Raw genomic sequence first — 24399 nt, forward strand, 5'->3', positions numbered from 1 at the left:
TATTATGATGTATAGTTATTTTGTCCCATTAGTAATAGTGGAACATTGATGTTATTTATAATGTCACTAATATTTGCAGGCATAGAAAGAGATGTTCTCTCTTTGTTATTATTATTTTCAAACCTATTGATGCACAAAAGGTTTACTTTATTTTTAGTTATGTAATTTGAAATATTCTTAATGGAATCTGAATTGCTCTCAAATTCAAAGGCAACCTCTTTTCTTTCTTTCGTTGTTTCGGTTTTAACTGTGGCTTTATTGTTTTTTAAGATTTTAAACGACTTTAGAGGTCCCTGAGAATGAAGTAATAAATCTCTGGTTAAATCGGCTATTGAGATTTCCTCGGCATCACTTAGTACTCCTAAAGACAGGTCATTATCGTAATCCAAAACATTCAAATCATCAGTTAAAAATATAGGTCCTTTATGTTTCTTTAATACAAAAGGTATTAAGTTATCACCAAGAATATTGAAAAACCCCGACTTTCTTTTATCTAATACGATAAAATCTGGTTTCTCTTTTTCGATATAAGAGGCTATTTCATTTTTTAGATTGCCAATAGCGCATGAACAGGACAAGGTTACTCCAAAATCTTTTGAATAGGTCGTAACTATCCTATTTATATCGTTCTTCATGGTAATAAACTCACTATTTAGTGACCTTATCGCTGAAAGATTACTGTCTTCAGTAACTACTTCTGAAGCTTTTTTAACATGAAAAATGGTAATATCCCCATCAAGCATCTTAGCTAGGCTAAGCGTACTTTTAATCGTATTCCCTAAAGAATTTTTCAAGTCAGAGAGTACAGCTATTTTATATTTTTTATCCATGTTATTTTATTTAGTTGTGAGAACAACTTCAACCAATTAGCTTAAGCTTAAATTCGATTTTGGTCGTTGCTCAAAGAATTCAATATAACTTGGCGGATTTTCTACCACGCCACGCTTAGAAATAAGCTTAATATCAATATTTCTTTCTCTGGCCTTTAAGCTGAAATCTTCTAATATCTCTATAATATCATAATCTAAGAATCTTGTCTTTAATACATCAATTTCTAAGTAGGTGTTATGCGGGAGACTGTCCAGCTCTTTTAAGATAGCACCTTTGTTGAAAAAAGTAACTTCTTCGGCCAAAGTCATTTTAATTTTATGTTTACCATCACTATTGTCCTCAATATGAAGGAAGTGAGAATTTTGGTAGCTTTTTAATAAAATAACAACAATACCTACCGCAAGACCTAAACTAATACCTACTAGTAAATCTGTAAAAACAATACCTAAGACAGTTACAAAGAATGGTATAGATTGTTTCCATCCTAGTTTATACATTTTTATGAATAGTGCTGGTTTTGCTAGTTTAAATCCTACAATAAATAGAATAGCAGCCAAGACTGATAAAGGAATCATGTTCAGCAATGTAGGGATCAAGATTACAGAAATCAGCAAAAGGAAACCGTGAATCATTGCAGATAGTTTTGTTCTACCTCCAGATTGAATGTTTGCAGAACTACGTACAATTACCTGAGTAATCGGTAGACCACCTATTAAACCAGAGACTATGTTACCCGCACCTTGCGCAAGCAGTTCTCTGTTTGTTGGTGTTACATTCTTATGTGGATCCAACTTGTCCGTTGCCTCAACACAAAGTAAAGTTTCTAAACTGGCAACTAGTGCAATTGTAAATGCTGTTATCCAAACTTGTGGATTACTTATAGCACTAAAGTTCGGAAAGCTAAACTGACCGATAAATGATGAAAAATCATCTGGTACAGGTACCTTAACCAAGTGATCTTTAGATATTGTCAATACTTCGCTATCTTGGGTTAGAACGTAAAATATAATACCAATAGCAACAGCAACCAAAGGGCCTTGAATGATTTGAAATACTTTACCTTTCTTAGAAAGTACTTTGTCCCAAAGTAAAAGTATCGATAGTCCTATGATAGCAATTAGGGTAGCTCCAGGGCTAATATTATTAATAGTGTTTAAAATTTCTGAGAACGTATTTTCTCCGTCTACTTGAAAAAATGCCCAGTCTCCCTCCGGATCAGGATCGTAACCGAAAAAGTGAGGAATCTGTTTCAAGATAATGATGATACCAATACCGGTAAGCATTCCTTTAATTACAGAAGAAGGAAAGTAGTAACCAATTACTCCGGCTTTTAATATTCCAAATATAATCTGGATTATACCACCCAATACAACGGCTACTAAAAAGTTCTCATAACCGCCTAAAGTTCCAATTGCGGTAAGTACTATTGCCGCTAAACCTGCAGCAGGGCCACTAACACCAATTTTTGAACCACTGAGACCACCAACTAGAACACCACCAATAATACCCGCAATAACTCCTGAAAATAAAGGGGCACCACTGGCTAAAGCAATACCTAAACATAATGGTAGTGCAACGAAAAATACAACAATACTCGCGGGAATATCGTTTTTGATATATTTGAACATGTAAGATATAGATTTGTTCCTCAATTATAATCGAGGACAAGTTTTTAATAAAATGAAATAAATATGCTGAAAGGGTTAACTTATACTTTCGGGTGGCGGAAGGAGAATTTCAAGTGTGAAATCTATATGGCCCATAAGGTAATAATGACCTATAGCGGACTGTTCTGATAACGGTATCAAAGAAAAATCTAAATACGTGTAGTTTACGAATTTTTCCTCAATAGGAGATTTTTTACCAGCTTCTTGCTGTTCCTCTTCATTAAGGTTTGTTAGGATAACGGGATTGTCAACATCCATTAAAGTTATTACGCTCGGAGCTGCTATGGCAAAAAGCCAAAACGACAGTAATAAAAAACGAGCGAAAACCTTCATAGTGGTTGGTATCAAAAACAAATATAACACCAACGTTTTTAATACGCGTTAAGGAAATACTAAAAATCTTTTAATGTTTTTATATCCTCAGACGGAATCCAGCCCGTAGTTCCATCAGAAATACGAATTTTTTTCCAATCGTTCAGCTCTTCCAGAACGTTAACTTTAGTACCTTCATGAAGGGCAAAAGCTTCTAGTCCTCTTTTGTTGGGTTCTGCCTTTACACTAGCTTCTTTGGCAAATACAATGGCGGGTTGGTCTGCTTTAAACTTGTTGTATTGTAAAAAAGCAAAGACTACAGAGGTTATCATGATCAGAAGCGAGATGATGCTAAAAATGAACGCAAGGCGCTTTCTAGAGGTATAATCAAAATAATAGAATGCAATGTAAAGAAAAATGAAAAGCAGCATAAATATAATGGATACATAGGCCCATTGGTCAAAAGATAAGCTGCCAATAATACTATTGTAAATTTTAGAAAGCCCTGTGGTGGGCATGCTGTCAATAGCATCAAGAGTCATGTTTTGGGCGTACCCAAGATTATTCTTGATCTCTTTGTCATTAGGTTTTATCAAAAGAGCTTTTTCGTAATAATAAATACTTGGCGCAATTTCGTTTAACTTATAGTAAGCGTTACCAAGGTTGTAATAGAGTTCTGCAGAATGTTGCCCGTTTTCTATTATCTCTAAATAACTGTCTACCGCCTTTTGGTATTCACCAACATTGTAGGCTTCCGTAGCCTTGTCAAACAATGCATTGTTCTGGGCAGAAACCGTTAAGGTTAGAAAGGAAATTAGTATGAACAGTATGTTTTTCACTTTTTGATTTTGAAATTGAATAAATATAATACTTCTTTAAAGCTGCTTGTCCAAATACGAAATTACTTCGCTCGCTTTATCGTAATCCTGTTGCATCTGCACATCGGAGAATGGACTGTATCTAGCCATTTCACAGTTTTGAAGCAGAGAAATGAAACCTTGGGTGGTAGTGCTATCTACCTGTTTCTTGCTTAAAAGAGATTCAATTTTATCCTTGCTGAATTCCGATGTTTCAATTTTTAGTTTTGCTTTCAGGTAATTGTGAAGTGCTTTTTCTAACGCAATGTAAAAAGCTTCTTTGTTACCCAATTCTTTTTTCGCCTTGGAAAGGTATCTTCTGGCAAGTTTATTGGCTTTCCTCACTTTGTTTCCTACCACATCACTAGCTATAGCTTCTCGTTTTTTACCCAACAGAATAGCAATTGGAATGAGTGCCAAAGGCAATAGTAACCAGAGATAGTAACTCTTGGTTCCAAAGAAATAGTTAGATCCGATAGGCGTTAAATTGGCATCGAGTTTTAAGAAATTAAACTGATTACCCACGGCTACAGTTTGTTTGTTTCCGGTTCCGTTGTCTACAGCGGTGCCAATACTATTGTTTGTCGGGCCTTCCTTAACGTTGATTACTATTTCGTCTGATGTAACGGTTTTATACTCTATTGAGCTAGGGTCAAAATAAGTAAACGAAATACTGGGTATAGGGTATTTACCCTTATAGGAAGGAACAATCGTATAACTATTGCTTACCGAGCCTCGCGAACCCGATAGGGTAGTACGTACCTTTTCATTAAATTCTGGCTCATACACCTCCAAGGATGCTGGTAAATTAGGTTCTGGTAATTGAAAAAGTTTTAAGTTTCCTTTACCGTTTACTTCAACCTTAGCTTGTAGGGATTCAGAAGCGTTCAGGGCTGTCTTACTGGTAGTGACCGAAAAATCGAACTTGCCAACGGCTCCACTAAAATTAACAGGTTTTCCTTTCTCCGGAAGTGCTTTTACATTAATGGTACGTTTTCCTGCAGAAACCGTTTTATTAGTCTGGGAATAAATACGGCCACCAAAGAAATCTCTTTTATTGGACGGTACATCTACCGTCACATCTAATGAAAGGGGTTCTATTTCTAATTTCCCTGATTTTTGGGGATAGAGTACTACACGTTTTAATATTACGTACCTATAGGGTTTTCCTTTATAGGTTCCGTTTTCCGCAACAGGACGGGATACGGGAATATCTTGGCTCCAAAAGTTGTTGTATTTAGGATTGTCCAATGGTTGGTAATTGGATACACTAATTGAGGGGCTCACGTAAAGTTTGTAGACCACACTGATACCTTCATTCAGATAAGGGTCTGTTTTGGAAACTTCAGCTACTAGATGTAAACTTTCGTCAGCAACATCATCTGCTGTCATTTGATCGCTTGGTTTGTCTACTGCCGCAGTAACCTCTACTTTCTTGGCAAGGGACTTGTAAGTCTTTCCATCAATATCAATAGTGGCCTGTTTAATGGTCATGTTGCCTCTTGTGGTAGGCGCTAAGGTGTAAGAATATGTCTTAGAATAACTACGCACTCCGTTGATCCATGAAGAACTAATGGATTGCGATGGTCCCATTAAAACTCTGAAACCCTGAAAATCCGGTGGATTGAAATTATCACCATCTTTATTCATTGTAAAATCTACCCGTAACCTTTCATTTATACCCAGTTTCTCTTTGCTGAGTTTCATTTCAAAGGTTATACCTGCATCATCTTGCGCATTCACCGAAAAAACAAGGAACACTACAGAAAATAATGCAATGAGATTTTTATGTACAACGGTCTTTACCAATCTTTTTCGTTTTTAACCTTAACACCTTTTACTTTCTGGGCATCTATTTTTTCTTGTACTTTTTTCTCTTCGTTCTGCATAGCTTCTAGAAGATTTTGTACTTGCTGTTTACTCAACTGATTAGGACGAGGCTGTTGTGGTTGTTCCTGAGGTTTATCTTGGTCTCCTTGATCAGGTTGTTTTTTTTGCTCTTCCTTTTCATCTCCTTCACCTTCTTTGTTCTCGTCTTTCTGTTCTTCATTCTTATCGCCCTCGTCTCCTTTATCCCCTTCGTCTTTCTTGTCTTCGTTTTGGTCCTCGTTCTCTTCCTTATTATCTCCGTCTTTCTTATCCTCGTTTTCGTCTTTCTGGTCGTTCTTGTCTTCTTGGTCTTTGTTATCTTGGTTTTGGTCGTTTTGCTCTTGTTCTTTTTCGAGCATTTTTTTCGCCAAGGCTAAATTGTAACGGGTTTCCTCATCGGTTGGGTCATTCCTAAGAGCTTCTTTATAAGCTTCAACCGCTTTTTGGTATTCTTTGCTTTTCATGAACACATTGCCCATATTGTGATAGGCAAGATGTTTATCTGCCTTGTCAGTAGCCAATTCACCAGCTTGTTTATACCTTCCAAAAGCTTCGCTGTAGGTTTCTTTTTTGTAATAGGCATTCGCTAAATTATAGGGCGCGGCGGAATTTTCGTCACTTTTCGCAATAGCTTTCCTGTAATCTACTTCGGCATCTATAAAATTATCTTCTGAAAGTGCTTTATTGCCTTCCCAAGTTAGATTTTTGGATGCATCAAGCGCCTTCTCTCGCTCTTTTTCTTCTTCTTGTGCGAAAGAAACGAAACCGATAAAAAACAATATGAAAACAATATTTCTCATTTATTCTATTTCTTTTTCGTTGAATAAGTTCAATTTTTTAAACCATTTTGTTCGCTTGTCAAGAACAAAGATATCCAATAACAAAAATAATAGGCCAATTCCTAGAAACCATTGAAACTGGTCCTTGAATTCAGCAAACTGCTTTGCTTCAAACTCCTTCTTGTCCATCTGAAGAAGCTTCTCTTTTATATGTTCTACGGCAGCTTCTGTATTGGAGCCATCAATATACTCGCCATTACCATCATCCGCAATCTCTACAAGAACATCTTCGTTCAATTTGGTAATGACCACTTCTCCCTGAGAATCTTTCTTGAGACTTTCTACAACGCCATTTCTTTTAATAGGAATTGGCGCACCTTTGGTTTTACCAACGCCAATGGTGAAAATCTGGATTCCTTCGTCCAATGCTTTTTCTACCGCGTCTTTAGTGTTGCCTTCCGAATGGTCTTCACCGTCCGATATTATGAATAGTACGCGATTGGTCTGTTCCTCATCATTGTAATAAGTAGTGGCCAGGTTAATCGCTTCATTAATAGCCGTACCTTGTGAGGTAAGCATATCTGTATTCATGCTCTGTAAGAACATTTTTGCGGCACCGTAATCTGTTGTTATTGGGAGTTGTGGAAATGCTTGTCCTGCATAGGCAATAATACCGATACGGTCACTTGCCAGCTGATTTATGATTTCAGATACCAAACGCTTGGCTTTTTCCAATCGGTTGGGAGCAATATCTTCTGCAAGCATACTTTTTGAAACATCTACTGCAAAAACTACATCTACACCCTCGCGTTTTACGGTTTCTAATTTAGTTCCGATTTTGGGATTTACCAGTCCCAATGTAAGAAAGGTTAGGCCTAATAAAAAGAACAATAGTTTTAAAGCGGACTTAAAATTGGACTTGTCCGGAGACAAACGTTTTAGCAACTGAGAATCGGCAAATTTCTTCTGAGTTCGCTTTTTCCAAATTTGTGAAAGGGCGAACAGGACGATGATGACCGGTATAACGGCCAGCAAGTAAAAATATATTTTTTCGTCAAATTGAATCATTCTGCTTTGTTCGTAGGTTGAAGCTAATACAAGTTTATTAAATACTGCACTAAAAAATTCTTAAATAAAACTTCTGAAAACCGTATTTCTCAGAATCCATTCCAATAAAAGTAAACCGCCGGCCAAAAGTACCCACGGTCTAAACTTTTCCTCATACTTATAGTACTTAAATTCTTCTATCTCTGTTTTTTCAAGTTTGTTTATTTCATCATAGATGGCCTCTAACTTTTCATTGTTCGTGGCTCTAAAATACTTTCCTCCCGTAACTTTTGCAATATCTTTTAGAAGGTCTTCATCAATTTCAACTTGGCGCATGCCGTATCTAAAAGAACCATCGCTATTATAAGCTACTGGGGAAAGAGCGTTCCCGTTCGTACCCAAACCAATGGTGTAGGTTTTTATACCAAATTCTATGGCGAGGTCTGCCGCGGTCTGCGGCTCAATAAAACCGGAATTATTAACACCGTCTGTCAATAAAATGATAATTTTACTAGATGCCTTGCTTTCCTTTAATCTATTTACAGAAGTTGCAAGACCCATACCAATAGCGGTACCATCGTTTAGTTGTCCATAAGTGATTTCGCGCAATGCACGGAGCACAATGGCTTTATCACTGGTAATAGGTGTTTTGGTGTACCCTTCTCCTGCATAGGCTACCAATCCAATGCGGTCGTTAGGTCGCTCTTTAATAAATTCTGCGGCTACCTCCTTTAAAGCGGCCAAACGATTAGGTTTTAAATCTCGCGCCAACATACTGGACGAAACATCTATAGCCATTACAATATCTATACCCTTTGTAGTTTTTGTTTTTGTAGAAATGTCTTCGGTTTGGGGGCGTGCCATCGCTACAATTATGGCTGTAAGAGCCAATAACCTTAGTAAAAACAATAGAGGTTTTAACTTTGGGAGAATACTGGTATGGGCAAAACCTTTGATAGTTGGGATTTTCAAAGAAGCTACTTGCTCTTTACGCTTATAGAAATACCAAAGCACGGCCAGTGGAAGCAGTAATAGCAACCAAAAAAATTCCGGATTTGCGAATGATATATTGTCCAACATCTATAATTCTGTTTTTACTTCTATTGAGCCCAGTATCCTATCTGCTATTTCTTGAGCGTAGGTATCGTCATCCAACCAATTAACGATAATCTGTTGTTGAATACCTTTAGCTCCAAATAAAACAATACTGTATTTTCCGTTTACTAGTTCTTTAGACCCTGGCACAGGGAATTTTCCGCTTCCAAATACCTTAATGCCCTTTGTACCGGTAACCGTGGTAAATTCCTCTCTTTTGGTGATTATATTCTTTGCCCCTTGTTTTTCCAAGTTTTCAATAAAAGCTTCAATGGATTTATTGAATTCAGGCTCTACTTCTTGTGCTAAAGTCGTAGAGGTAGTGCCGACCATGAAAAAACCTTCGTCGCTTCGGTACATAAACATCTGAAGGTCCTTTATATTGGACTTCATCTCCGGGGTTAATTTAATCTCTTGTCTTTTAAGAACTTGGGGAGTCTCAATACTTATAGGGGGGTGACCATATGAACTTGACACCCAATCTCCTTCTAACAGCTCTTTTGAAGGATGACCTAAAATAGTATCCTTTACGTATGTAAAACCATAATAAGCAGTGGCCGAAGCAAATGCTATTACTATAGCCCCAAGAATAGCTATGCCCGCATAGATGAGCTTTTTCTTTTGTTTCTTTTTTTCGAGCTCTTCCTTGTATTCTTCTTGCTCCATTAGTTCCTCAACAGTTGGTTTAGGAAGAGCATCATGTGTCTTGTGAACGATTTGTTCAATGGATTGACGGTCATTTTCAGCTACTGAGGTGTCTGGTTTTGATTTTGCGAATTTCACTAAATCCGCAGTTTGCAGGATACGCTTAAATTGTTGAAGGGTATCATCCTCTATTTTCAATTCCCCGGCATCTCTTAACAACTCTAACTTCGTTATTAACTCATCTGTGGTGCTCTCCAATGCCGAAACATTTACGTCTTCTTCAAGGTAGGAACGAACTATATCCGTCAGTTCGGAATAATATTGTTTATACTCGTCTTGAATGAGATATTTAGACTTTTCAAGATTTTTAAGTTCTAATATAGCGCGGTCATATGGTGGTAAAAGTGCTACTTTTTCTTCTTCCGTAAGTGGTTTTTTTCTAAGGAAAAACCAATAAACAAGGGCTCCTATAAGCAAAAGAACAAGAAGTGCTATTAAAAGGGTTTTCCAAAGTCCGGAATGACTTTTTTCAACTTCCATTAATGGCTTAATGTCGTACATTTTTTGTGCTAGGGTATCTACCGCAATGTTAGCAACATTAATTACTTTGGTAGAATCGGTTAAAAACCCTTGTCCGTTTATATCTATTCTTTGCGCTGGAATTTTATATAATCCAGAATCAAATTGTGTAAGCGCATAGATTTTTTGAAGAGTCATACGATCGTCATGACGAGTAGTATCCGTTTCATATGCCTCCACGGTTTCCAAAGGAGAAAATGTTTGTCCTTCAGGAAAAATAACCTGTGCCGTAGTATCTGCCTCAACAATTACCGTAAATTGAATCTGTTCTCCAATTTTAATGGAAGTAGTATCAATCTTAGAAGTTACTTTGGCGGTGGTTTGTGAAAAAGCGGAAAACCCTACAAACAAAACGCAAAGTAAAACACATTGCTTTAAAAGCAATGCACCGGTAATGTTGGAATAGTTTATAAAGTATTTGTTTAGCATTAACCTCTGCGCTTAAAATAGCCTAATAATTTTTTTACATAACTCTCATCTACCCTGCAATCTATTACACCGCAGCCAGATTTAGAAAAAGTATCCTTAAAATAATCTACGCGTTCGCGGTAGTAAGCACCGTAAGACCTCCGTACACTTTTAGACTGGGTGTTTACCAGACTTACCCTTCCTGTTTCCGCATCTTGCATTTGTACCATTCCTAGATTTGGAATGTTCTCTTCGCGCTCATCATAAATTCTAATGCCGGTAACGTCATGCTTGTTTCCGGAAATTTTTATGGTCTTCTCGTAGTTATCATCAATAAAATCCGAAAGAACAAAAACAATTGCTTTTTTCTTCATGACGCTACTTAGAAACCTCAGAGCAGCGGCCACATCTGTTTTATTGCTTTTTGGCTTGAATTCCAACAGTTCCCTTATAATACGTAGCACATGACTTTTTCCTTTTTTGGGAGGGATAAAGAGCTCAATCTCATCGGAAAAAAGAATAAGACCGGCTTTATCATTGTTCTGTAAAGCAGAAAAAGCCAAAGTGGCCGATATTTCTGTTATTACATCTTTTTTAAACTGATTGGTAGTACCAAAAAGTTCCGAACCACTAACGTCTACCATGAGCATCATGGTAAGTTCGCGCTCTTCTTCAAAAACTTTGATGTAAGGTTCGTTGTAACGGGCGGTAACATTCCAATCAATTGTACGGACATCATCGCCAAATTGGTATTGACGTACTTCACTAAAGGTCATACCACGACCTTTAAAGGTAGAGTGGTATTCCCCGCCAAATATATGATCGGATAGACGGCGTGTCTTAATCTCGATCTTTCGTACTTTTTTAAGTAGCTCTTTAGTATCCATTTCTCAGCAAACAGTTTTCAGCAAGCAGTTAGAGTGGTAGTGACAAAGCGTCAATTACTACCTACAGCATCTGCCAACCGCCTACCTTTTAAGGTACTTCGATCTCGTTAACAATCTTGTTGATGATTTCTTCGGAAGTAATATTCTCTGCCTCTGCCTCGTAAGTAATACCTATTCTATGACGTAAAACATCATGAACTATAGCTCTTACATCTTCAGGAACAACATAGCCTCTTCTTTTAATGAAAGCATAACATTTTGCCGCGATACCTAGGTTTATACTACCCCTTGGAGAAGCACCAAAACTAATTAACGGCTTTAAATCCTCAAGATTATATTTTTCCGGGTAACGAGTGGCAAAAACAATATCAAGAATGTATTTCTCTATTTTTTCGTCCATATATACTTCACGAACCGCTTTTTGCGCGCTAAGTATTTGGTCTATACTTACTACCGGGTTTACCGTTTCATAAGCCCCCAATAAATTTTGGCGCATAATCATTTGCTCCTCATTTAATTTAGGATAGTCAATAACGGTTTTTAGCATAAAACGATCCACCTGAGCTTCTGGTAAAGGATAAGTTCCTTCTTGCTCTACCGGGTTTTGCGTAGCCATTACTAAAAATGGTTTGTCCAATGTAAATGTTTCATCGCCAATGGTAACCTGTTTTTCCTGCATGGCTTCCAAAAGAGCGGATTGCACTTTGGCCGGAGCACGGTTAATTTCATCTGCAAGCACGAAATTGGCAAAAATCGGACCCTTCTTGATAGAAAAGTCGTTCTCTTTCATGTTATAGATCAATGTACCCGTAACATCTGCCGGTAAAAGGTCTGGCGTAAACTGAATTCTACTAAAACTACCCTTCACTGCTTTAGACAAGGTATTAATAGCCAAAGTTTTTGCTAGACCAGGAACACCTTCTAATAAAATGTGCCCTTTGCCCAGTAAACCGATCAGTAATCTTTCAACCATATGTTTTTGGCCAACGATTACTTTGTTCATTTCCAATATCAATAGGTCTATAAATGCACTTTCATGCGCAATTTTCTCATTCACCGCATTAATATCTACCGTAGTATTTTCTTCCATATAACGTTACAAATTTTGGTTTGGGCCGGTTGTTATTTAACAGGCATGCAAATTGAAAATTTATTAGCTGCTTCGCTGTTAACGATTGGTTAAAAAAAACATAGAAGCCCTATTTTTATGAAGTTTTTAAGGGATTTCTTTTTAATTTAACCGCTCTATGCAAAAGAACACTTTTTATTCCAAAGTTATAGCAGGAACTATGACATGGGGAAGTTGGGGGAAAGGTTTTTCCAAATCTAGTATGATACAATTAATGAACCATTGTTTGGAAATCGGGGTGACCACCTTTGACCACGCTGATATCTATGGGGGTTATACTACAGAGGAAGATTTTGGAAATGCGTACTTAGACAGTGGAATATCTCGTGAAACCGTTCAATTTATTTCTAAATGTGGTATTCAGATGGATGCCGATGCCCGAAAAAATCATGTAAAACATTATAATTACAATGCAGATTATATCATTTGGTCCGCAGAACAGTCACTTAAAAAATTAAAAACAGACTATTTAGACCTGCTTTTGTTACATAGGCCAAGTCCATTAATGAATCCGGATGATATAGCTGAGGCGATTACCAAATTAAAAAAACAGGGAAAAATAAGGAGTTTTGGAGTTTCGAACTTTTCACCTTCCCAAATTGCTCTTGTAGAAACGGTAATGCCGGTAGAGGCTAATCAAATAGAATTTTCGCTTACCCATAATGATGTAATGTACGATGCTACTTTAGATGATTGTTTTGTAAATAAAAGAATGGCAATGTCCTATAGCCCGCTTGGGTCTTATTTTAGGACGGATGATGAAATTTCACAACGGATAAGGAAAGTTGTAAAGCCTATGCAAGAAAAATATGAGGCTACTGAAGACCAATTGTTGTTGGCATGGGTAATGAAGCATCCTTCTAAAATTTTTCCGGTTGTAGGTACAGCTACAAAATCCCGTTTGTCTGCAGCAATAGAAGCTACAAAAATTAATATACAAAAAACCGATTGGTTTATTTTGTTGGAAGCGGCTAAAGGTCACGAAGTCGCTTAAATAGAGATACTATGAATAAAACAATATTGATTACGGGGGCAACTAGTGGTATTGGCCGTGCAACGGCTATATTGCTTGCTGTTCAAGGATTTAAGTTGGTGCTCTGCGGAAGAAGGCAAGATCGCTTAGACATGCTTCAATCGGAATTGAGCAAACAATGTGAAGTTCATACACTTAATTTTGATATAAGAGATAAGGATGCTGTTTTTAAGGCTATAGGTTCATTACCTAAAAATTTCAACCAGATAGATGTTTTAGTTAACAATGCAGGTAATGCCCACGGTCTTGACCCTATTGATAAAGGCAGTACGGATGATTGGGATGCTATGCTAGACATTAATGTAAAAGGACTGCTTTATGTTTCCAAGGCAATAATTCCCAATATGGTAGAAAGAAAGTCAGGTCATATCATTAATATTGGTTCAACTGCAGGTAAAGAAGTTTATCCAAAAGGAAACGTATACTGTGCAAGCAAACATGCAGTTGATGCACTAACCAAAGGAATGCGAATGGACTTAAATCCATACGGAATTAAAGTTGGCGGCATCAATCCTGGAGCAGTAGAGACAGAGTTTAGTAATGTGCGTTTTAAAGGCGATGATGATAAAGCAGATTCTGTGTATGATGGTTTTGAGCCCTTAAAGGCCCAGGACATAGCCGAGGTCATTCACTTTATAATCTCTAGGCCATATCACGTAAATATTGCCGATTTAATAGTAATGCCCACCGCACAAGCTTCTGCCACCATATTGAATAGGTCGTTATGATTAACAAACGCCTTCTTGTTAAAAATTTACTGGCACATAATGACGAAAATAGTTTTTATGATAAGAAGCGTTTTATCTCCATTGGAGAGAAAGAAGGTAAAGCTAAGTTTTTAAAGCATGTTTGTGCTTTGGCCAATAGCAACCCTAAAAACAATTCTTTTATAGTTATTGGAGTAGAGGACGAGGACAATAAAATTGTTGGTGTAGATTTTTTTGATGATAGTAAAATTCAAAATCTAGTCAATGCTTATTTAGATAACCCTCCTTTAATTTCATACGAGAATATTCCTTTTCCTAATCTACGAGAGGGCAAGGTAATAGGTTTGGTCACTATCCGATCAAATGAAAAAGTATGTGCTCTCCGCAAGAATATCTGGAAGTATTATGGAGGAATGGTCTTTTTTAGAGAAGGGAGTATTAGCATGCCTAAAGCCTACGGTGTGGAGCTCCAAGATATAAATTCAGATGCCGTAGCGACCATTGAACAACATGCGCGGAATAATATAGAATTGACACTAGACGGCGTAATTGACTTTATCAATAACAGACATAAGAACTTAAAAAGTGACTACAAGGTTTTTAAGGAACAATTTGTGGTCTGTTGGGCCGGAAATAAAAAAAAGGTTAGGGATAATATCTTTTTCTCTCGAGTAGATATTGAGTTGATCAATGAGCAGGTAAAACTTTTTTATTCAGCATTGGATGAAATTAGCATTGTTTACGATGAGCAGTCTTTTACGATGATAGAATATGTACAGTTGGGGCTAGGTTCCAAGCAACGATATTTTCAACTGGAAAAAGTAGTCATCAATTTTTTTGATAATGGCACCTATAAGATTGAAAGCGATTTAATTTTTGAGCCCCCTAGATACAGTAAAAAAAATCTTTTTCATATCTGGAACGCCAATAATTCCCTTTTAGAAAAAATACAGAAAGGAATAGAGCTAAAACCGTCTGAAATGGTAGATATGGAATACCTGCCGGACAGTTACCTTATTTGTTATCTAAACGGATTTGATGAAGCCAAGGAGCAGATGGAAATGGCCCGAGGTTTATTGAAAAACAAGTATCCAGAAATATATTTAGGCATAAAGGAGTCCCTACGCATTATTAGAAAAGTAAGGTACAATTAATAGGTTTCTTTACTTATTGAAAACAGTATCATAATCTGGTAATGAGGGAATTGCTCCATAACCTGTAGTAGTCATTGCGCCTGCCCGATTGGCGATAGTAACCATTTCTATTAATTGGTCATAATTTGACAGAATTAAGTGTGGATCACCAATGTTGGCAATTTGATACAATAAACAGCCAATAAAAGCGTCTCCGGCACCAGTAGTGTCAATAGGGGTTACTTTAATGCTTTCTACAATAGTTTTTTGGTCTATTGTACTTACTAAAGTCCCTTTTCCGCCTAGTGTTACACAGATTACAGGACAGCCTACTTCATGAATAATATTACAAGCTTTTTCAATGTCCGATTCATCAGTAATCAGTTGAATCTCTTCTTCACTGAATTTACATAAATGTGATTTTCCAACAAATCGTAAGCTCTTTTTAATAAAACAATCTTCTTCTCCTCTCCAGAGGTCTTCCCTATAATTTGGGTCAAAACTTATAAAAGCTTGTTGGGTTAGCGTATCAAATAAATAACGGTCGTAAGCTTCTTCCAATCCGCCGCCTAAAAATGCCGTTGCTGCACCAAAATGAACAATGTTGCCTTTTAGTTGTTTTTTTAGTGATGAATCGTATTTCAGTTTTTTGTCTGCACCTCGGCTAAAAACAAAATCACGCTCACCATCTTCAGCTAATGATACAAAAGCCATTGTGGTAAAGGTTTTTGACCTTTGTGCAAGAGAAATATCTACTCTATTTTCTTTAAGAACATCCAATAAAAAGGTTCCAAAAGGGTCATTTCCAACAGCGCCAATAAATTGCCCTTTTCCCCCTAATTTAGAAATAGCACAAGCAACGTTTGCTGGTGCTCCACCTGCTTTTTTAGTGAATTCTTTGGCTTTTGAAAGATCGTTGCCCTGCTTAATGGCTACAAAATCTATCAGTAATTCTCCTATGCAGTATATGCTCTTCATTATTTTTGGATGGATTAATCAGCTCTAAAGTAAGCAAAATTGAGTGCTTCTAAGGAATATGGATATAAAATCAAAATTATACTATTTATTCCATAAAATCCAAATTGCTTTCAACCACCTTTGCCCGTTTTCTAGAAATCCACTACCTTATTAAAAAATTAAAATTTCTACTACATGGACTTATTCAACGAAATAAAAAAGAAGCTCAGTCATGAGTTTATAGATATTATAGAATGGCTGGACAATACCAATGAAACCATTGTTCATCGTTTTGAACGGTATCAAAATGAAATAAAAAATAATGCCAAATTGATTGTGCGAGAAGGGCAGACCGCGGTTTTTATTAATGAGGGTCAATTGGCGGACGTTTTTAAACCTGGCACATATACGCTCAATACCCAAAACCTACCTATTCTTACTACCTTGAAAGGTTGGAAATATGGTTTTGACAGCCCTTTTAAGGCTGAGGTTTATTTTGTGAACACCCATCTATTTACAGATGAAAAATGGGGAACCAAAAATCCAATAATGTTGAGTGATGAGCGCTTTGGTTTGGTGGAAATACGGGCTTTTGGCACCTATAGCTTCAGAGTGAATGATCCTGGTAAATTTGTGGTTGATGTTGTAGGTACAGATGGTAATTTTACTAATTACGAGGTAAATGAACATCTTAAAAGCTTAATCGTCACCCGTTTCACGGACACGGTCGGTGAAGCAAATTTGCCTATTGAACTATACGCCGCAAATACAAGTGAACTTTCTGAAACCTGCCAAGAGGTTATGCAACCCGAATTTGGTAGAGTAGGTATAGAGCTGGAGCGTTTTTATATAGAAAACGTATCCATGCCTGAAGAACTTAAAAAAGAAATTTTTGAATACAGCAGGTTGGATAAGTTGGATATGGTAAAGCTTTCGCAATTTAAAGCAGCCAAAGCAATGGAAGCTGCTGCAAAGAACGAAGGGGGTACAGCCGGCGCCGGTATGGGCATGGGTATGGGCTTTGTATTGGCGCAACAAATGGGGAATATGATGAATCCTCAAGCTACACAACAGCCTTTTGGGAGTCAGGTAGGCACTACACCGGTACCACCACCAATGCCGGTTCAGGTTCAGTATTATTATGCGGCTAACGGTCAGCAAAACGGACCGGTTTCTTTTGACAAACTAAAAGAGCTTTTTGCTAGTAGAACTATAAATAGAGATTCCTTGGTATGGAAACAGGGCATGCAAAACTGGATTGCCTTAAAAGAGATAGAAGAGTTAAAATCCTTTTTAGGGGGGAACACTCCACCTCCACTACCAATCTAATGTCTAATTTTTTGTCTCGTGATGAATACACTTTGTGTAGAAATTGAGATACGCTAATTAATGGAAGAAGAAACAAAGCAATCGGAACATAAAAAGGCATGTGCCAATTGTGGTGCCGAGTTAAAATTCAAGCCGGGTTCACATCAATTGAAATGTGAATATTGTGGTTACGAAGAATTTATAGAACAGACCAAGAGTAGTTTTGAGGAGCTAGAACTTGAACATTACTTAAAAGTGGTGGGAGAGAATGCGTACACGGAAACTATTGATGTTTTGCGTTGTAAGAATTGTGGTGCAAATCAACATGTAGAGGAAAATTACAAGTCCTTGAATTGCATATATTGTAGTGAACCCTTAATTCTGGAAGATGTGGAAAGGGAGGGATGGATTTTACCTGGAGCCCTTGTTCCTTTTAAGATAGATGAAAAAAAAGCAAAATCTACTTTTAAAACGTGGGTAATTGGGATCTGGTTCGCACCCAACAAATTAAAACGTGCGGCCCTTGATCCGGAGGGTCTGCATGGGCTGTACCTTCCTTATTGGACTTTTGATGCTAATCTAAATGCTCGTTACCATGGGCAAAGAGGTGACTATTACTATGAAACGGAGCGCGTGCGTACAAAAAACGGAACGCAGACAAGACAAGTTAGAAAAACCAGATGGTCATCCGCTTCGGGAACGGTAAACGGTTTTGTAGATGATATTCTGATCAATGCATCCGAAAAGAAGCGAAGAGACATTCCGGCTAAAATTGCTTATTGGAACGTGAAAGAGTTGGTTCCTTATAATTCTAAATATTTATCTGGTTTTGTAACCGAAAAATATACCATTTCATTAAAAGAAGGTCACCATTTGTCTTTTCAAAAGGCTAAACTGATTGCCAATAATTGGATCAGAAAAGATATAGGCGGTGATACCCAACGTATTTCTCAGGCAGATATTAAACTTGCAGATGAAACTTTTAAACATATCCTACTCCCGGTATACATCAGCTCGTATCGTTATAATAACAAGGAATATAATTTCTATATTAATGGTCAAACAGGAGAATTGAGCGGGACAAGACCATATTCTTTTTGGAAAATATTCTTTTTGGTGCTTTTTATCATTGCTATAATTTCAATAATTGCGATTTTTGCACAATGAGAACATTAGTAATAGGTGATATTCACTCTGGTTTAAATGGGTTGAAACAAGTACTTGAAAGAGGAAATGTTACCCCGGATGACAGGTTGATTTTTTTAGGCGATTACGTAGATGGTTGGAGCGAAGCTGTAGAAACGGTTAATTTTCTCATTGAATTGCAAGGCACGCATAACTGTAAATTTATTAGGGGTAATCACGATGAGCTTTGCTTAGAGTGGTTGCGAGATGGGAAGGACAATCCTCTTTGGCTACAACATGGAGGGGGAGCTACATTGGCATCGTATAAGAAGGCGAGCCAAGAAACTAAGGAAAAGCATATTAGCTTTTATGAAAGTCTAGAGAATTATTATTTAGATGCCGAGGACAGATTATTTCTTCACGCCGGATTTACGAACTTAAAAGGCGTTGATCACGAATATTTTAAACAAACCTTTTATTGGGACCGTACACTTTGGGAATTGGCAAGATCATTAAATCCAGATCTTAAAAAGGGCGATGCCTATTATCCTAAGCGATTAACACAATATAAAGAGATTTTTATAGGACACACCCCTATTTCAAAAACGGGTATTGCAGAACCTAAACTAGCAGCTAACGTTTGGAACGTAGATACCGGAGCTGCTTTCAAAGGACCTCTATCTATGTTAAACGTTGAAACAAAGAAAGTTTGGCAGAGTGATCCAGTTCATATATTATACCCGAATGAACCGGGTAGAAATTGAAAAAACCCACTTATTTTTATATTTTCACTAGATAATTAACGATCTTTACAAAAAACAGGAGTATGTCCCAAAAGAACATTAGATTAGAAGTAATGCAGGCTATTGAGCCGCAGGTGGATGGATTTATGGAGTCTTTTCTAATTAAGCCAGAGGACATTTGGCAGCCTACTGATTTTTTGCCGGATTCTGAAAATGATGGTTTTTTAGAGGCAGTAAAAGAACTTAGGGGAGAGGCTAAGGAATTGGGTTATGACTTTTGGGTTACTATGGTGGCAGATACTATTACAGAGGAAGCCTTGCCAACCTACGAATCTTGGCTTATGGATGTTGAGGGAGTTGATCAGCATGGACCAAACAAGACCAATGGTTGGGCTAAATGGGTTAGAGCATGGACGGCGGAAGAAAATCGTCATGGAGATGTCCTTAACAAGTATCTATACTTATCCGGACGGGTAAATATGCGTGAAATAGAAATTACAACCCAACATTTAATATCAGATGGTTTTGATATTGGAACTGACAGGGATCCTTATAAGAACTTTGTATATACTTCTTTTCAGGAATTGGCTACCAATATTTCTCATAAAAGGGTAGGCCAGATGGCAAAGAAGAAAGGAAATGCCTTACTGGGTAAAATGTGTACCATTATTGCTGGTGACGAAATGCGCCACCATTTAGCATATAGAGAATTCGTTAAGACCATTTTTGGAGAGGATCCATCCGGTATGATGTTGGCTTTTGCAGATATGATGAAGAAGAAAATTGTGATGCCGGCACATTTTTTAAGAGAGTCTGGTGGAACTATAGGAACTGCTTTTGAGAACTTTTCCAATTGTGCTCAGCGATTAGGGGTTTATACAGCTCAGGATTATGTAGAAATCCTTAAAAAACTTAACGCATATTGGGAGTTGGATAATGTAAGAAGTCTTTCCGATGAAGCGGAGAAGGCTCGTGATTATCTTATTAAACTTCCTGCTAGATTGGAGCGCATCTCAGAAAGAATGAAATTTCCGGAAGATCAATATAAGTTCAAATGGGTAGATGCTAATGGCATGATATAATTAATTTTAAAACACCCTTTTTCAGGTTGTATATAAAGTAAAAAAATCCGGTTCTAAAAGAACCGGATTTTTTTGTTAAGTAGGTAAATTCTTTTGTAATTGTCAAGTATCGGATTGGGGTTCGTTACTTGTTTCGGTTAAGTTCAAGATTCGATTTGGGGTCAATACTATCACTTAATTACACTGTAAAACTAAGGTGGTTGTACCAACTTGCTAAATTATTGTTGTAAATCTGTTCAGGCGTGTTGTGAAAAATACAAGAGGTTCAATTTTGTCGATGAATGGCGTACCGGTATAAAAAAACCCTCCGTTGAGGGAGGGTTTACAAGAATAGTAAAAGTTGAAATTATAACTTTCCGTGGTCATGTTCGTCTTGCCATTTTGCAAGTTCTGCCCATTTGCCTTCGTAGCACATTTTTGCTTGCATTGGCCATGATGCGGGATCATGAATTTTATAGCGGTCGCCACCACCTTTTAGGACTTCTTGACATCTAGCCACTGGTGTTTCGGATAGCGCTTTCCATGTTTTTATACCATCGGCCTGAAAGAGACCTTCTATTTTAGGACCAATACCTTCAACCACTTTTAAGTCGTTTTCCTTGACCGTTTTGCCAATCGCGGCTTTGGCCGCTGCAGCATCAAAAGGTATTGCAACAGGCTCTGGAGCCATTGCTATAGGAGCGGCTACGGCAGCTGCTGTTGCTCCTAGTGAAGATGAAACACTTGGTGTTTCAGGTGTGGTCAATAATTTTTGATTACAAGCTTCAAGATCGGCTTTTAGTTTTGCGTTTTTGTCATGGCAACGTTTTAAATCTTCCGAGTTGTCTATAACCTTGGTATTTCCTTTTCCAATTAGATAACCTAGTATGCCACAAATTACACCCACAAGAAGGGGTATTAGCCAGCACCAAATATTTATATTTCCTGATTCCATTTTAATTCAATTTTAGTTTGTTGATTATTTTATTGTAATTACCGTTCTTCTGTTCTTGGCCCTACCTTCATCAGTACTATTACTGGCAATTGGGTCTTTGGGACCCTTAGAGTCTGTTGCAATTCTATTAGCGGGAATACCATTTTGCATTAAATATGCTTTTGCAAAATCCGCTCTTTCTTGTCCTAGGCGCATATTGGTCGTAAGGCTACCTTGACTATCGGTATAACCTACTACTTGACATTTTGCGTTTTCCGCTTTATCAAGATAATGCGTAATATCCGCTATTTTCTGACGTTGGGATGCAGAAGGGTTTATGGATGCCTCAGCAGTGTCGAAATAAAGGATTAAAGGGTTTGCTGTAATTTTATCATAAAGAGCCTTTAATTGGTCTTCAGCATCGGCAGAAGCTTCTTCAATAGCATAACCCACAGGTCCGCGGTATATATTGTTGTCAGAAACCATGTCTTCTACCAATTTTCCGCTAGTATTAATTTGCGAAGATGGAATTTCCTGTGAAACAAAATAGTTCTTTACCGAATTTGCTCGGGCTAGACCCAGGTTAGGAAAGGCTGAATTGTTTTTTTCATCACTAGTGTAGTACCCGGTAATGTTAAAAACCTTGTTTTTGTTGCTTAACAAATGATTTTTTAAACCAGGGGAAATTCCGGCTTTTACCTTTTCTGAAACAGGTTCCAGATAATCATATGAAGACGTGTTGAAATTAAAATTGTCTTCTGTTGAATAAGCAAAATCGCCATCATCCAAGGCAAAAGGATAAGAGGTGATTTTTGGTGCTACCGGCGCCGGAGCAACTTGTTCTTTTGATTCTTCTTTTTGTGTTGCTACGGCTCCGCAATAACTACAACAAGAAAAATAAAAGTAAGTGCCTACTATGATGGTAATGATAATACCAAGTAGGTAAAGGGTTGTGTTTTTCATTGTTAATGGGTTAAGTGTTTAGACTACAATGTATTAAAAAAAATAGAACTAACCTTAAATCTACTAAATTAATAAGTAAAGTACTACTAAAAATTTTAACATTTATATAACTAACGTGATTTAAAGTAAATTAGTCTGTTACATGAATTTTTCTGTCATTACGTATAAAAAATGGTATAGTGCTAGTAATGAATGGATTAGTTTTTATCTTTTGAAGATAACTAGTTGTGGCTATTGTGTTGATCTTTAGCTAGTAAGCCTAAAAAGAATATTTAGTTGTAATGCCGATTATACATTAAAACGGACTAGTTATATACAAAATGCACGGCATTATACAATATCGTTTTTTGAGTTAACGCAAGATTGATACATTTATAAAACAAAACAGATAGTACAAAAAGACACGAGTTATGAAAACGGAAATAATTAAGGTGGTTACCTTTTTTTGCATGTTTATCGTCTTGGGGATGCAAACATTACTTCAAGGAAGTTGGAAGGTTCAAAAGACAGATCAAATCAGAAGAAATACCAATAATGGATAAGCAAAATTTCAGAAAAATGTAATACGTTCTTTAATAGTTATTTGAGTTAGTGTTTTAAAAACCCGCTAATTTTTTGTTTGTCTATTCGGGGGAAGGACAAATGATCAAAGGCGGGTTTTCACATTTAATAAACACGTAATTTTTAAAGGTCAAATTTGATACCCTGGGCCAAAGGAAGCTCAGTTGTGTAATTTATAGTATTCGTTTGTCTGCGCATATATACTTTCCAAGCATCTGATCCGGATTCACGCCCGCCGCCAGTTTCTTTTTCACCGCCAAAAGCGCCACCTATTTCTGCGCCTGAAGTTCCAATATTAACATTGGCAATACCGCAATCACTTCCCGCAACGGATAAGAAATGTTCAGCCTCTCTTAGGTTGTTGGTCATTATCGCGGAAGATAGGCCTTGGGCCACGCCATTCTGAGCTTCGATAGCATTTTCAACAGTTCCTGAGTATTTAAGAAGGTAAAGCACAGGTGCAAAAGTTTCGTGCTGTACAATTTCAAAATGGGCCATGGCTTCTGCTATTGCAGGTTTTACATAACAACCGCTTTCGTAACCTTCCCCCTCTAAAACTCCACCTTGTACAATGACTTTTCCACCCTCATCAACAACCTTCGTCAATGCATTATTATAAGATGCTACAGCATCAATATCAATTAAGGGGCCCACATGGTTGTTCTCATCCAAAGGATTGCCAATTCTAAGTTGTTTGTACGCTTCCACGATGGCTGATTTCACCTGGTCATAGATACTTTCATGAATAATTAATCTTCGGGTAGAAGTACAGCGTTGTCCGGCAGTTCCTACGGCGCCAAATACGGCCCCGATAACGGTCATTTTAATATCGGCATCCGGAGTGACTATTATAGCATTGTTACCTCCAAGTTCAAGTAAAGATTTTCCTAATCTAGCGGCTACCGTCTGTGCAACATTTTTACCCATTCGGGTAGAACCTGTTGCGGATACTAAAGGTATTCTACTGTCTTTGGTCAACATTTCACCAATTTTATAATCGCCATTTATTAAACAACTAATACCTTCAGGTAAATCATTTTCCTTAAATACTTCTGCAGCAATGTTTTGACAAGCAACACCGCATAAAGGTGTTTTTTCAGATGGTTTCCAAACACAAACATCACCACAAATCCACGCTAGAGCGGTGTTCCACGCCCATACGGCCACTGGAAAATTAAAAGCGGAAATAATACCAACCACTCCTAAGGAATGATACTGCTCGTACATGCGGTGACCTGGTCTTTCGGAATGCATGGTAAGGCCGTGTAGTTGTCTTGAAAGGCCAACCGCAAAATCGCAGATGTCTATCATTTCTTGGACCTCTCCTAAACCTTCTTGGTAACTTTTACCCATTTCATATGAAACCAGTTTGCCCAAGGCTTCTTTTTTCTCCCTGAGTTTTTCTCCAAATTGGCGAACGATTTCACCACGTAAAGGGGCTGGTTTGGAGCGCCAGGCCGTAAAAGCTTTAGTAGCCGCACCCATTACCTCTTCGTAATCAGCTACGGTTGTAGTCTTTATTTTGGCGATCAAAGCTCCATCTACAGGGGAGTATGATGATATGATCTCACCAGAACCAAAATTTAAAGATCCAGTAGAGGTTCCGTTATTAATATCTTGAATACCTAAATCTTTTAGGGCTTTGTCAATACCAAATTGCGATGCTACTTTTGACATTTTATAACTTTTTAATTATGAATTGTTATATTTTTTATAAAGATACTTTTTCTTGGTCAGATAAAATAGCTTTAATCAGGCGTATTAAATTG

Annotated in this window: 23 protein-coding genes; 8 read left to right on the top strand and 15 right to left on the bottom strand. The window is 37.4% G+C overall.

What is annotated here, in order from left to right; all coding sequences use genetic code 11:
* Window positions 1-2: 2 nt before the first annotated feature.
* The 11 genes from KO521_RS17215 to KO521_RS17265 form a co-directional block, all read right to left on the bottom strand.
* The gene (locus KO521_RS17215; protein WP_215941142.1) at window positions 3-830 is read right to left on the bottom strand and encodes a universal stress protein; all 828 of its coding nucleotides are present in this window, start codon (window positions 828-830) and stop codon (window positions 3-5) included.
* A gap of 36 nt (window positions 831-866) precedes the next feature.
* Window positions 867-2459 (bottom strand): SulP family inorganic anion transporter, encoded by a 1593-nt coding sequence (locus KO521_RS17220; protein ID WP_215941143.1) that lies wholly within the window; start codon window positions 2457-2459, stop codon window positions 867-869.
* Window positions 2460-2534: 75 nt separating this feature from the next.
* Entirely contained in the window at window positions 2535-2831 is a 297-nt protein-coding gene (locus tag KO521_RS17225; RefSeq protein WP_215941144.1) for a hypothetical protein, read from the bottom strand.
* Window positions 2832-2890: 59 nt separating this feature from the next.
* Window positions 2891-3649 carry a tetratricopeptide repeat protein gene (locus KO521_RS17230; RefSeq protein ID WP_215941145.1) on the bottom strand — a complete coding sequence of 253 codons (759 nt, stop codon included), beginning with the start codon at window positions 3647-3649 and terminating at the stop codon, window positions 2891-2893.
* Between the two features lie 36 nt (window positions 3650-3685).
* Entirely contained in the window at window positions 3686-5476 is a 1791-nt protein-coding gene (locus KO521_RS17235) for a BatD family protein (protein ID WP_215941146.1), read from the bottom strand.
* Window positions 5470-6336: a tetratricopeptide repeat protein gene (locus tag KO521_RS17240; RefSeq protein ID WP_215941147.1), complete on the bottom strand. Its 867-nt coding sequence runs from the start codon at window positions 6334-6336 to the stop codon at window positions 5470-5472. Before KO521_RS17240 ends, KO521_RS17235 begins: the two co-directional genes overlap by 7 nt.
* Window positions 6337-7383, bottom strand: coding sequence for a VWA domain-containing protein (locus KO521_RS17245; RefSeq protein ID WP_215941148.1), 1047 nt, complete (start codon window positions 7381-7383; stop codon window positions 6337-6339).
* Window positions 7384-7443: 60 nt separating this feature from the next.
* On the bottom strand, window positions 7444-8442 hold the full coding sequence (locus KO521_RS17250; RefSeq protein WP_215941149.1) for a vWA domain-containing protein: 999 nt from the start codon (window positions 8440-8442) through the stop codon (window positions 7444-7446).
* On the bottom strand, window positions 8443-10110 hold the full coding sequence (locus KO521_RS17255) for a hypothetical protein (protein WP_215941150.1): 1668 nt from the start codon (window positions 10108-10110) through the stop codon (window positions 8443-8445). It lies immediately after the preceding gene.
* Complete coding sequence (locus KO521_RS17260; RefSeq protein WP_215941151.1) at window positions 10110-10976, bottom strand: DUF58 domain-containing protein; 867 nt, start codon at window positions 10974-10976, stop codon at window positions 10110-10112. The genes KO521_RS17255 and KO521_RS17260 overlap by 1 nt, the downstream gene beginning before the upstream one ends.
* 88 nt (window positions 10977-11064) lie before the next feature.
* Window positions 11065-12066, bottom strand: coding sequence for an AAA family ATPase (locus tag KO521_RS17265; protein WP_215941152.1), 1002 nt, complete (start codon window positions 12064-12066; stop codon window positions 11065-11067).
* A gap of 157 nt (window positions 12067-12223) precedes the next feature.
* Between KO521_RS17265 and KO521_RS17270 the strand changes: the two genes are divergently transcribed.
* From KO521_RS17270 to KO521_RS17280, 3 genes are read left to right on the top strand one after another with little or no spacing between them, the layout of a single operon-like run.
* Window positions 12224-13099 carry an aldo/keto reductase gene (locus KO521_RS17270; protein ID WP_215941153.1) on the top strand — a complete coding sequence of 292 codons (876 nt, stop codon included), beginning with the start codon at window positions 12224-12226 and terminating at the stop codon, window positions 13097-13099.
* Window positions 13100-13110: 11 nt separating this feature from the next.
* Window positions 13111-13866 (top strand): SDR family NAD(P)-dependent oxidoreductase, encoded by a 756-nt coding sequence (locus tag KO521_RS17275; protein WP_215941154.1) that lies wholly within the window; start codon window positions 13111-13113, stop codon window positions 13864-13866.
* Window positions 13863-14999: an ATP-binding protein gene (locus KO521_RS17280; RefSeq protein ID WP_215941155.1), complete on the top strand. Its 1137-nt coding sequence runs from the start codon at window positions 13863-13865 to the stop codon at window positions 14997-14999. Before KO521_RS17275 ends, KO521_RS17280 begins: the two co-directional genes overlap by 4 nt.
* A gap of 9 nt (window positions 15000-15008) precedes the next feature.
* Here the strand turns inward: KO521_RS17280 and KO521_RS17285 are convergent, their stop codons facing one another.
* Complete coding sequence (locus KO521_RS17285) at window positions 15009-15956, bottom strand: carbohydrate kinase family protein (RefSeq protein ID WP_215941156.1); 948 nt, start codon at window positions 15954-15956, stop codon at window positions 15009-15011.
* A 174-nt stretch (window positions 15957-16130) separates the two neighbouring features.
* Between KO521_RS17285 and KO521_RS17290 the strand changes: the two genes are divergently transcribed.
* From KO521_RS17290 to KO521_RS17305, 4 genes are all read left to right on the top strand, one after another.
* Window positions 16131-17264, top strand: coding sequence for an SPFH domain-containing protein (locus tag KO521_RS17290; protein ID WP_215941157.1), 1134 nt, complete (start codon window positions 16131-16133; stop codon window positions 17262-17264).
* Window positions 17265-17324: 60 nt separating this feature from the next.
* Window positions 17325-18410, top strand: a complete 1086-nt coding sequence (locus KO521_RS17295; protein ID WP_215941158.1) for a DNA helicase PriA — start codon at window positions 17325-17327, stop codon at window positions 18408-18410.
* Window positions 18407-19132: a metallophosphoesterase gene (locus KO521_RS17300; RefSeq protein ID WP_215941159.1), complete on the top strand. Its 726-nt coding sequence runs from the start codon at window positions 18407-18409 to the stop codon at window positions 19130-19132. The genes KO521_RS17295 and KO521_RS17300 overlap by 4 nt, the downstream gene beginning before the upstream one ends.
* A 62-nt stretch (window positions 19133-19194) precedes the next feature.
* On the top strand, window positions 19195-20193 hold the full coding sequence (locus KO521_RS17305; protein ID WP_215941160.1) for an acyl-ACP desaturase: 999 nt from the start codon (window positions 19195-19197) through the stop codon (window positions 20191-20193).
* Window positions 20194-20539: 346 nt separating this feature from the next.
* Here KO521_RS17305 and KO521_RS17310 read toward each other — a convergent pair whose 3' ends face one another.
* Window positions 20540-21127, bottom strand: coding sequence for a hypothetical protein (locus KO521_RS17310; RefSeq protein ID WP_215941161.1), 588 nt, complete (start codon window positions 21125-21127; stop codon window positions 20540-20542).
* A gap of 24 nt (window positions 21128-21151) precedes the next feature.
* Window positions 21152-22069 carry an OmpA family protein gene (locus KO521_RS17315; protein WP_215941162.1) on the bottom strand — a complete coding sequence of 306 codons (918 nt, stop codon included), beginning with the start codon at window positions 22067-22069 and terminating at the stop codon, window positions 21152-21154.
* 410 nt (window positions 22070-22479) lie between these two features.
* Between KO521_RS17315 and KO521_RS20570 the strand changes: the two genes are divergently transcribed.
* Window positions 22480-22611 carry a hypothetical protein gene (locus KO521_RS20570; protein WP_289846496.1) on the top strand — a complete coding sequence of 44 codons (132 nt, stop codon included), beginning with the start codon at window positions 22480-22482 and terminating at the stop codon, window positions 22609-22611.
* Window positions 22612-22753: 142 nt separating this feature from the next.
* Here KO521_RS20570 and amaB read toward each other — a convergent pair whose 3' ends face one another.
* A complete protein-coding gene (gene amaB / locus KO521_RS17320; protein WP_215941163.1) occupies window positions 22754-24307 on the bottom strand; it encodes an L-piperidine-6-carboxylate dehydrogenase in 1554 nt (517 codons plus the stop codon).
* Between the last annotated feature and the right edge of the window lie 92 nt (window positions 24308-24399).

It is taken from the genome of Zobellia uliginosa (assembly GCF_018860745.1).
GTDB classification, from domain to species: domain Bacteria; phylum Bacteroidota; class Bacteroidia; order Flavobacteriales; family Flavobacteriaceae; genus Zobellia; species Zobellia uliginosa_B.

Coding starts and splice junctions, on each gene's coding strand:
- KO521_RS17260 (WP_215941151.1), bottom strand. CDS start 10,976: ATGGATACTAAAGAGCTACTTAAAAAAGTACGAAAGATCGAGATTAAG.
- KO521_RS17245 (WP_215941148.1), bottom strand. CDS start 7,383: ATGATTCAATTTGACGAAAAAATATATTTTTACTTGCTGGCCGTTATA.
- KO521_RS17265 (WP_215941152.1), bottom strand. CDS start 12,066: ATGGAAGAAAATACTACGGTAGATATTAATGCGGTGAATGAGAAAATT.
- KO521_RS17275 (WP_215941154.1), top strand. CDS start 13,111: ATGAATAAAACAATATTGATTACGGGGGCAACTAGTGGTATTGGCCGT.
- KO521_RS17290 (WP_215941157.1), top strand. CDS start 16,131: ATGGACTTATTCAACGAAATAAAAAAGAAGCTCAGTCATGAGTTTATA.
- KO521_RS17315 (WP_215941162.1), bottom strand. CDS start 22,069: ATGAAAAACACAACCCTTTACCTACTTGGTATTATCATTACCATCATA.
- amaB (WP_215941163.1), bottom strand. CDS start 24,307: ATGTCAAAAGTAGCATCGCAATTTGGTATTGACAAAGCCCTAAAAGAT.
- KO521_RS20570 (WP_289846496.1), top strand. CDS start 22,480: ATGAAAACGGAAATAATTAAGGTGGTTACCTTTTTTTGCATGTTTATC.
- KO521_RS17305 (WP_215941160.1), top strand. CDS start 19,195: ATGTCCCAAAAGAACATTAGATTAGAAGTAATGCAGGCTATTGAGCCG.
- KO521_RS17225 (WP_215941144.1), bottom strand. CDS start 2,831: ATGAAGGTTTTCGCTCGTTTTTTATTACTGTCGTTTTGGCTTTTTGCC.
- KO521_RS17285 (WP_215941156.1), bottom strand. CDS start 15,956: ATGAAGAGCATATACTGCATAGGAGAATTACTGATAGATTTTGTAGCC.
- KO521_RS17310 (WP_215941161.1), bottom strand. CDS start 21,127: ATGGAATCAGGAAATATAAATATTTGGTGCTGGCTAATACCCCTTCTT.
- KO521_RS17240 (WP_215941147.1), bottom strand. CDS start 6,336: ATGAGAAATATTGTTTTCATATTGTTTTTTATCGGTTTCGTTTCTTTC.
- KO521_RS17255 (WP_215941150.1), bottom strand. CDS start 10,110: ATGCTAAACAAATACTTTATAAACTATTCCAACATTACCGGTGCATTG.
- KO521_RS17280 (WP_215941155.1), top strand. CDS start 13,863: ATGATTAACAAACGCCTTCTTGTTAAAAATTTACTGGCACATAATGAC.
- KO521_RS17220 (WP_215941143.1), bottom strand. CDS start 2,459: ATGTTCAAATATATCAAAAACGATATTCCCGCGAGTATTGTTGTATTT.
- KO521_RS17295 (WP_215941158.1), top strand. CDS start 17,325: ATGGAAGAAGAAACAAAGCAATCGGAACATAAAAAGGCATGTGCCAAT.
- KO521_RS17270 (WP_215941153.1), top strand. CDS start 12,224: ATGCAAAAGAACACTTTTTATTCCAAAGTTATAGCAGGAACTATGACA.
- KO521_RS17215 (WP_215941142.1), bottom strand. CDS start 830: ATGGATAAAAAATATAAAATAGCTGTACTCTCTGACTTGAAAAATTCT.
- KO521_RS17300 (WP_215941159.1), top strand. CDS start 18,407: ATGAGAACATTAGTAATAGGTGATATTCACTCTGGTTTAAATGGGTTG.
- KO521_RS17250 (WP_215941149.1), bottom strand. CDS start 8,442: ATGTTGGACAATATATCATTCGCAAATCCGGAATTTTTTTGGTTGCTA.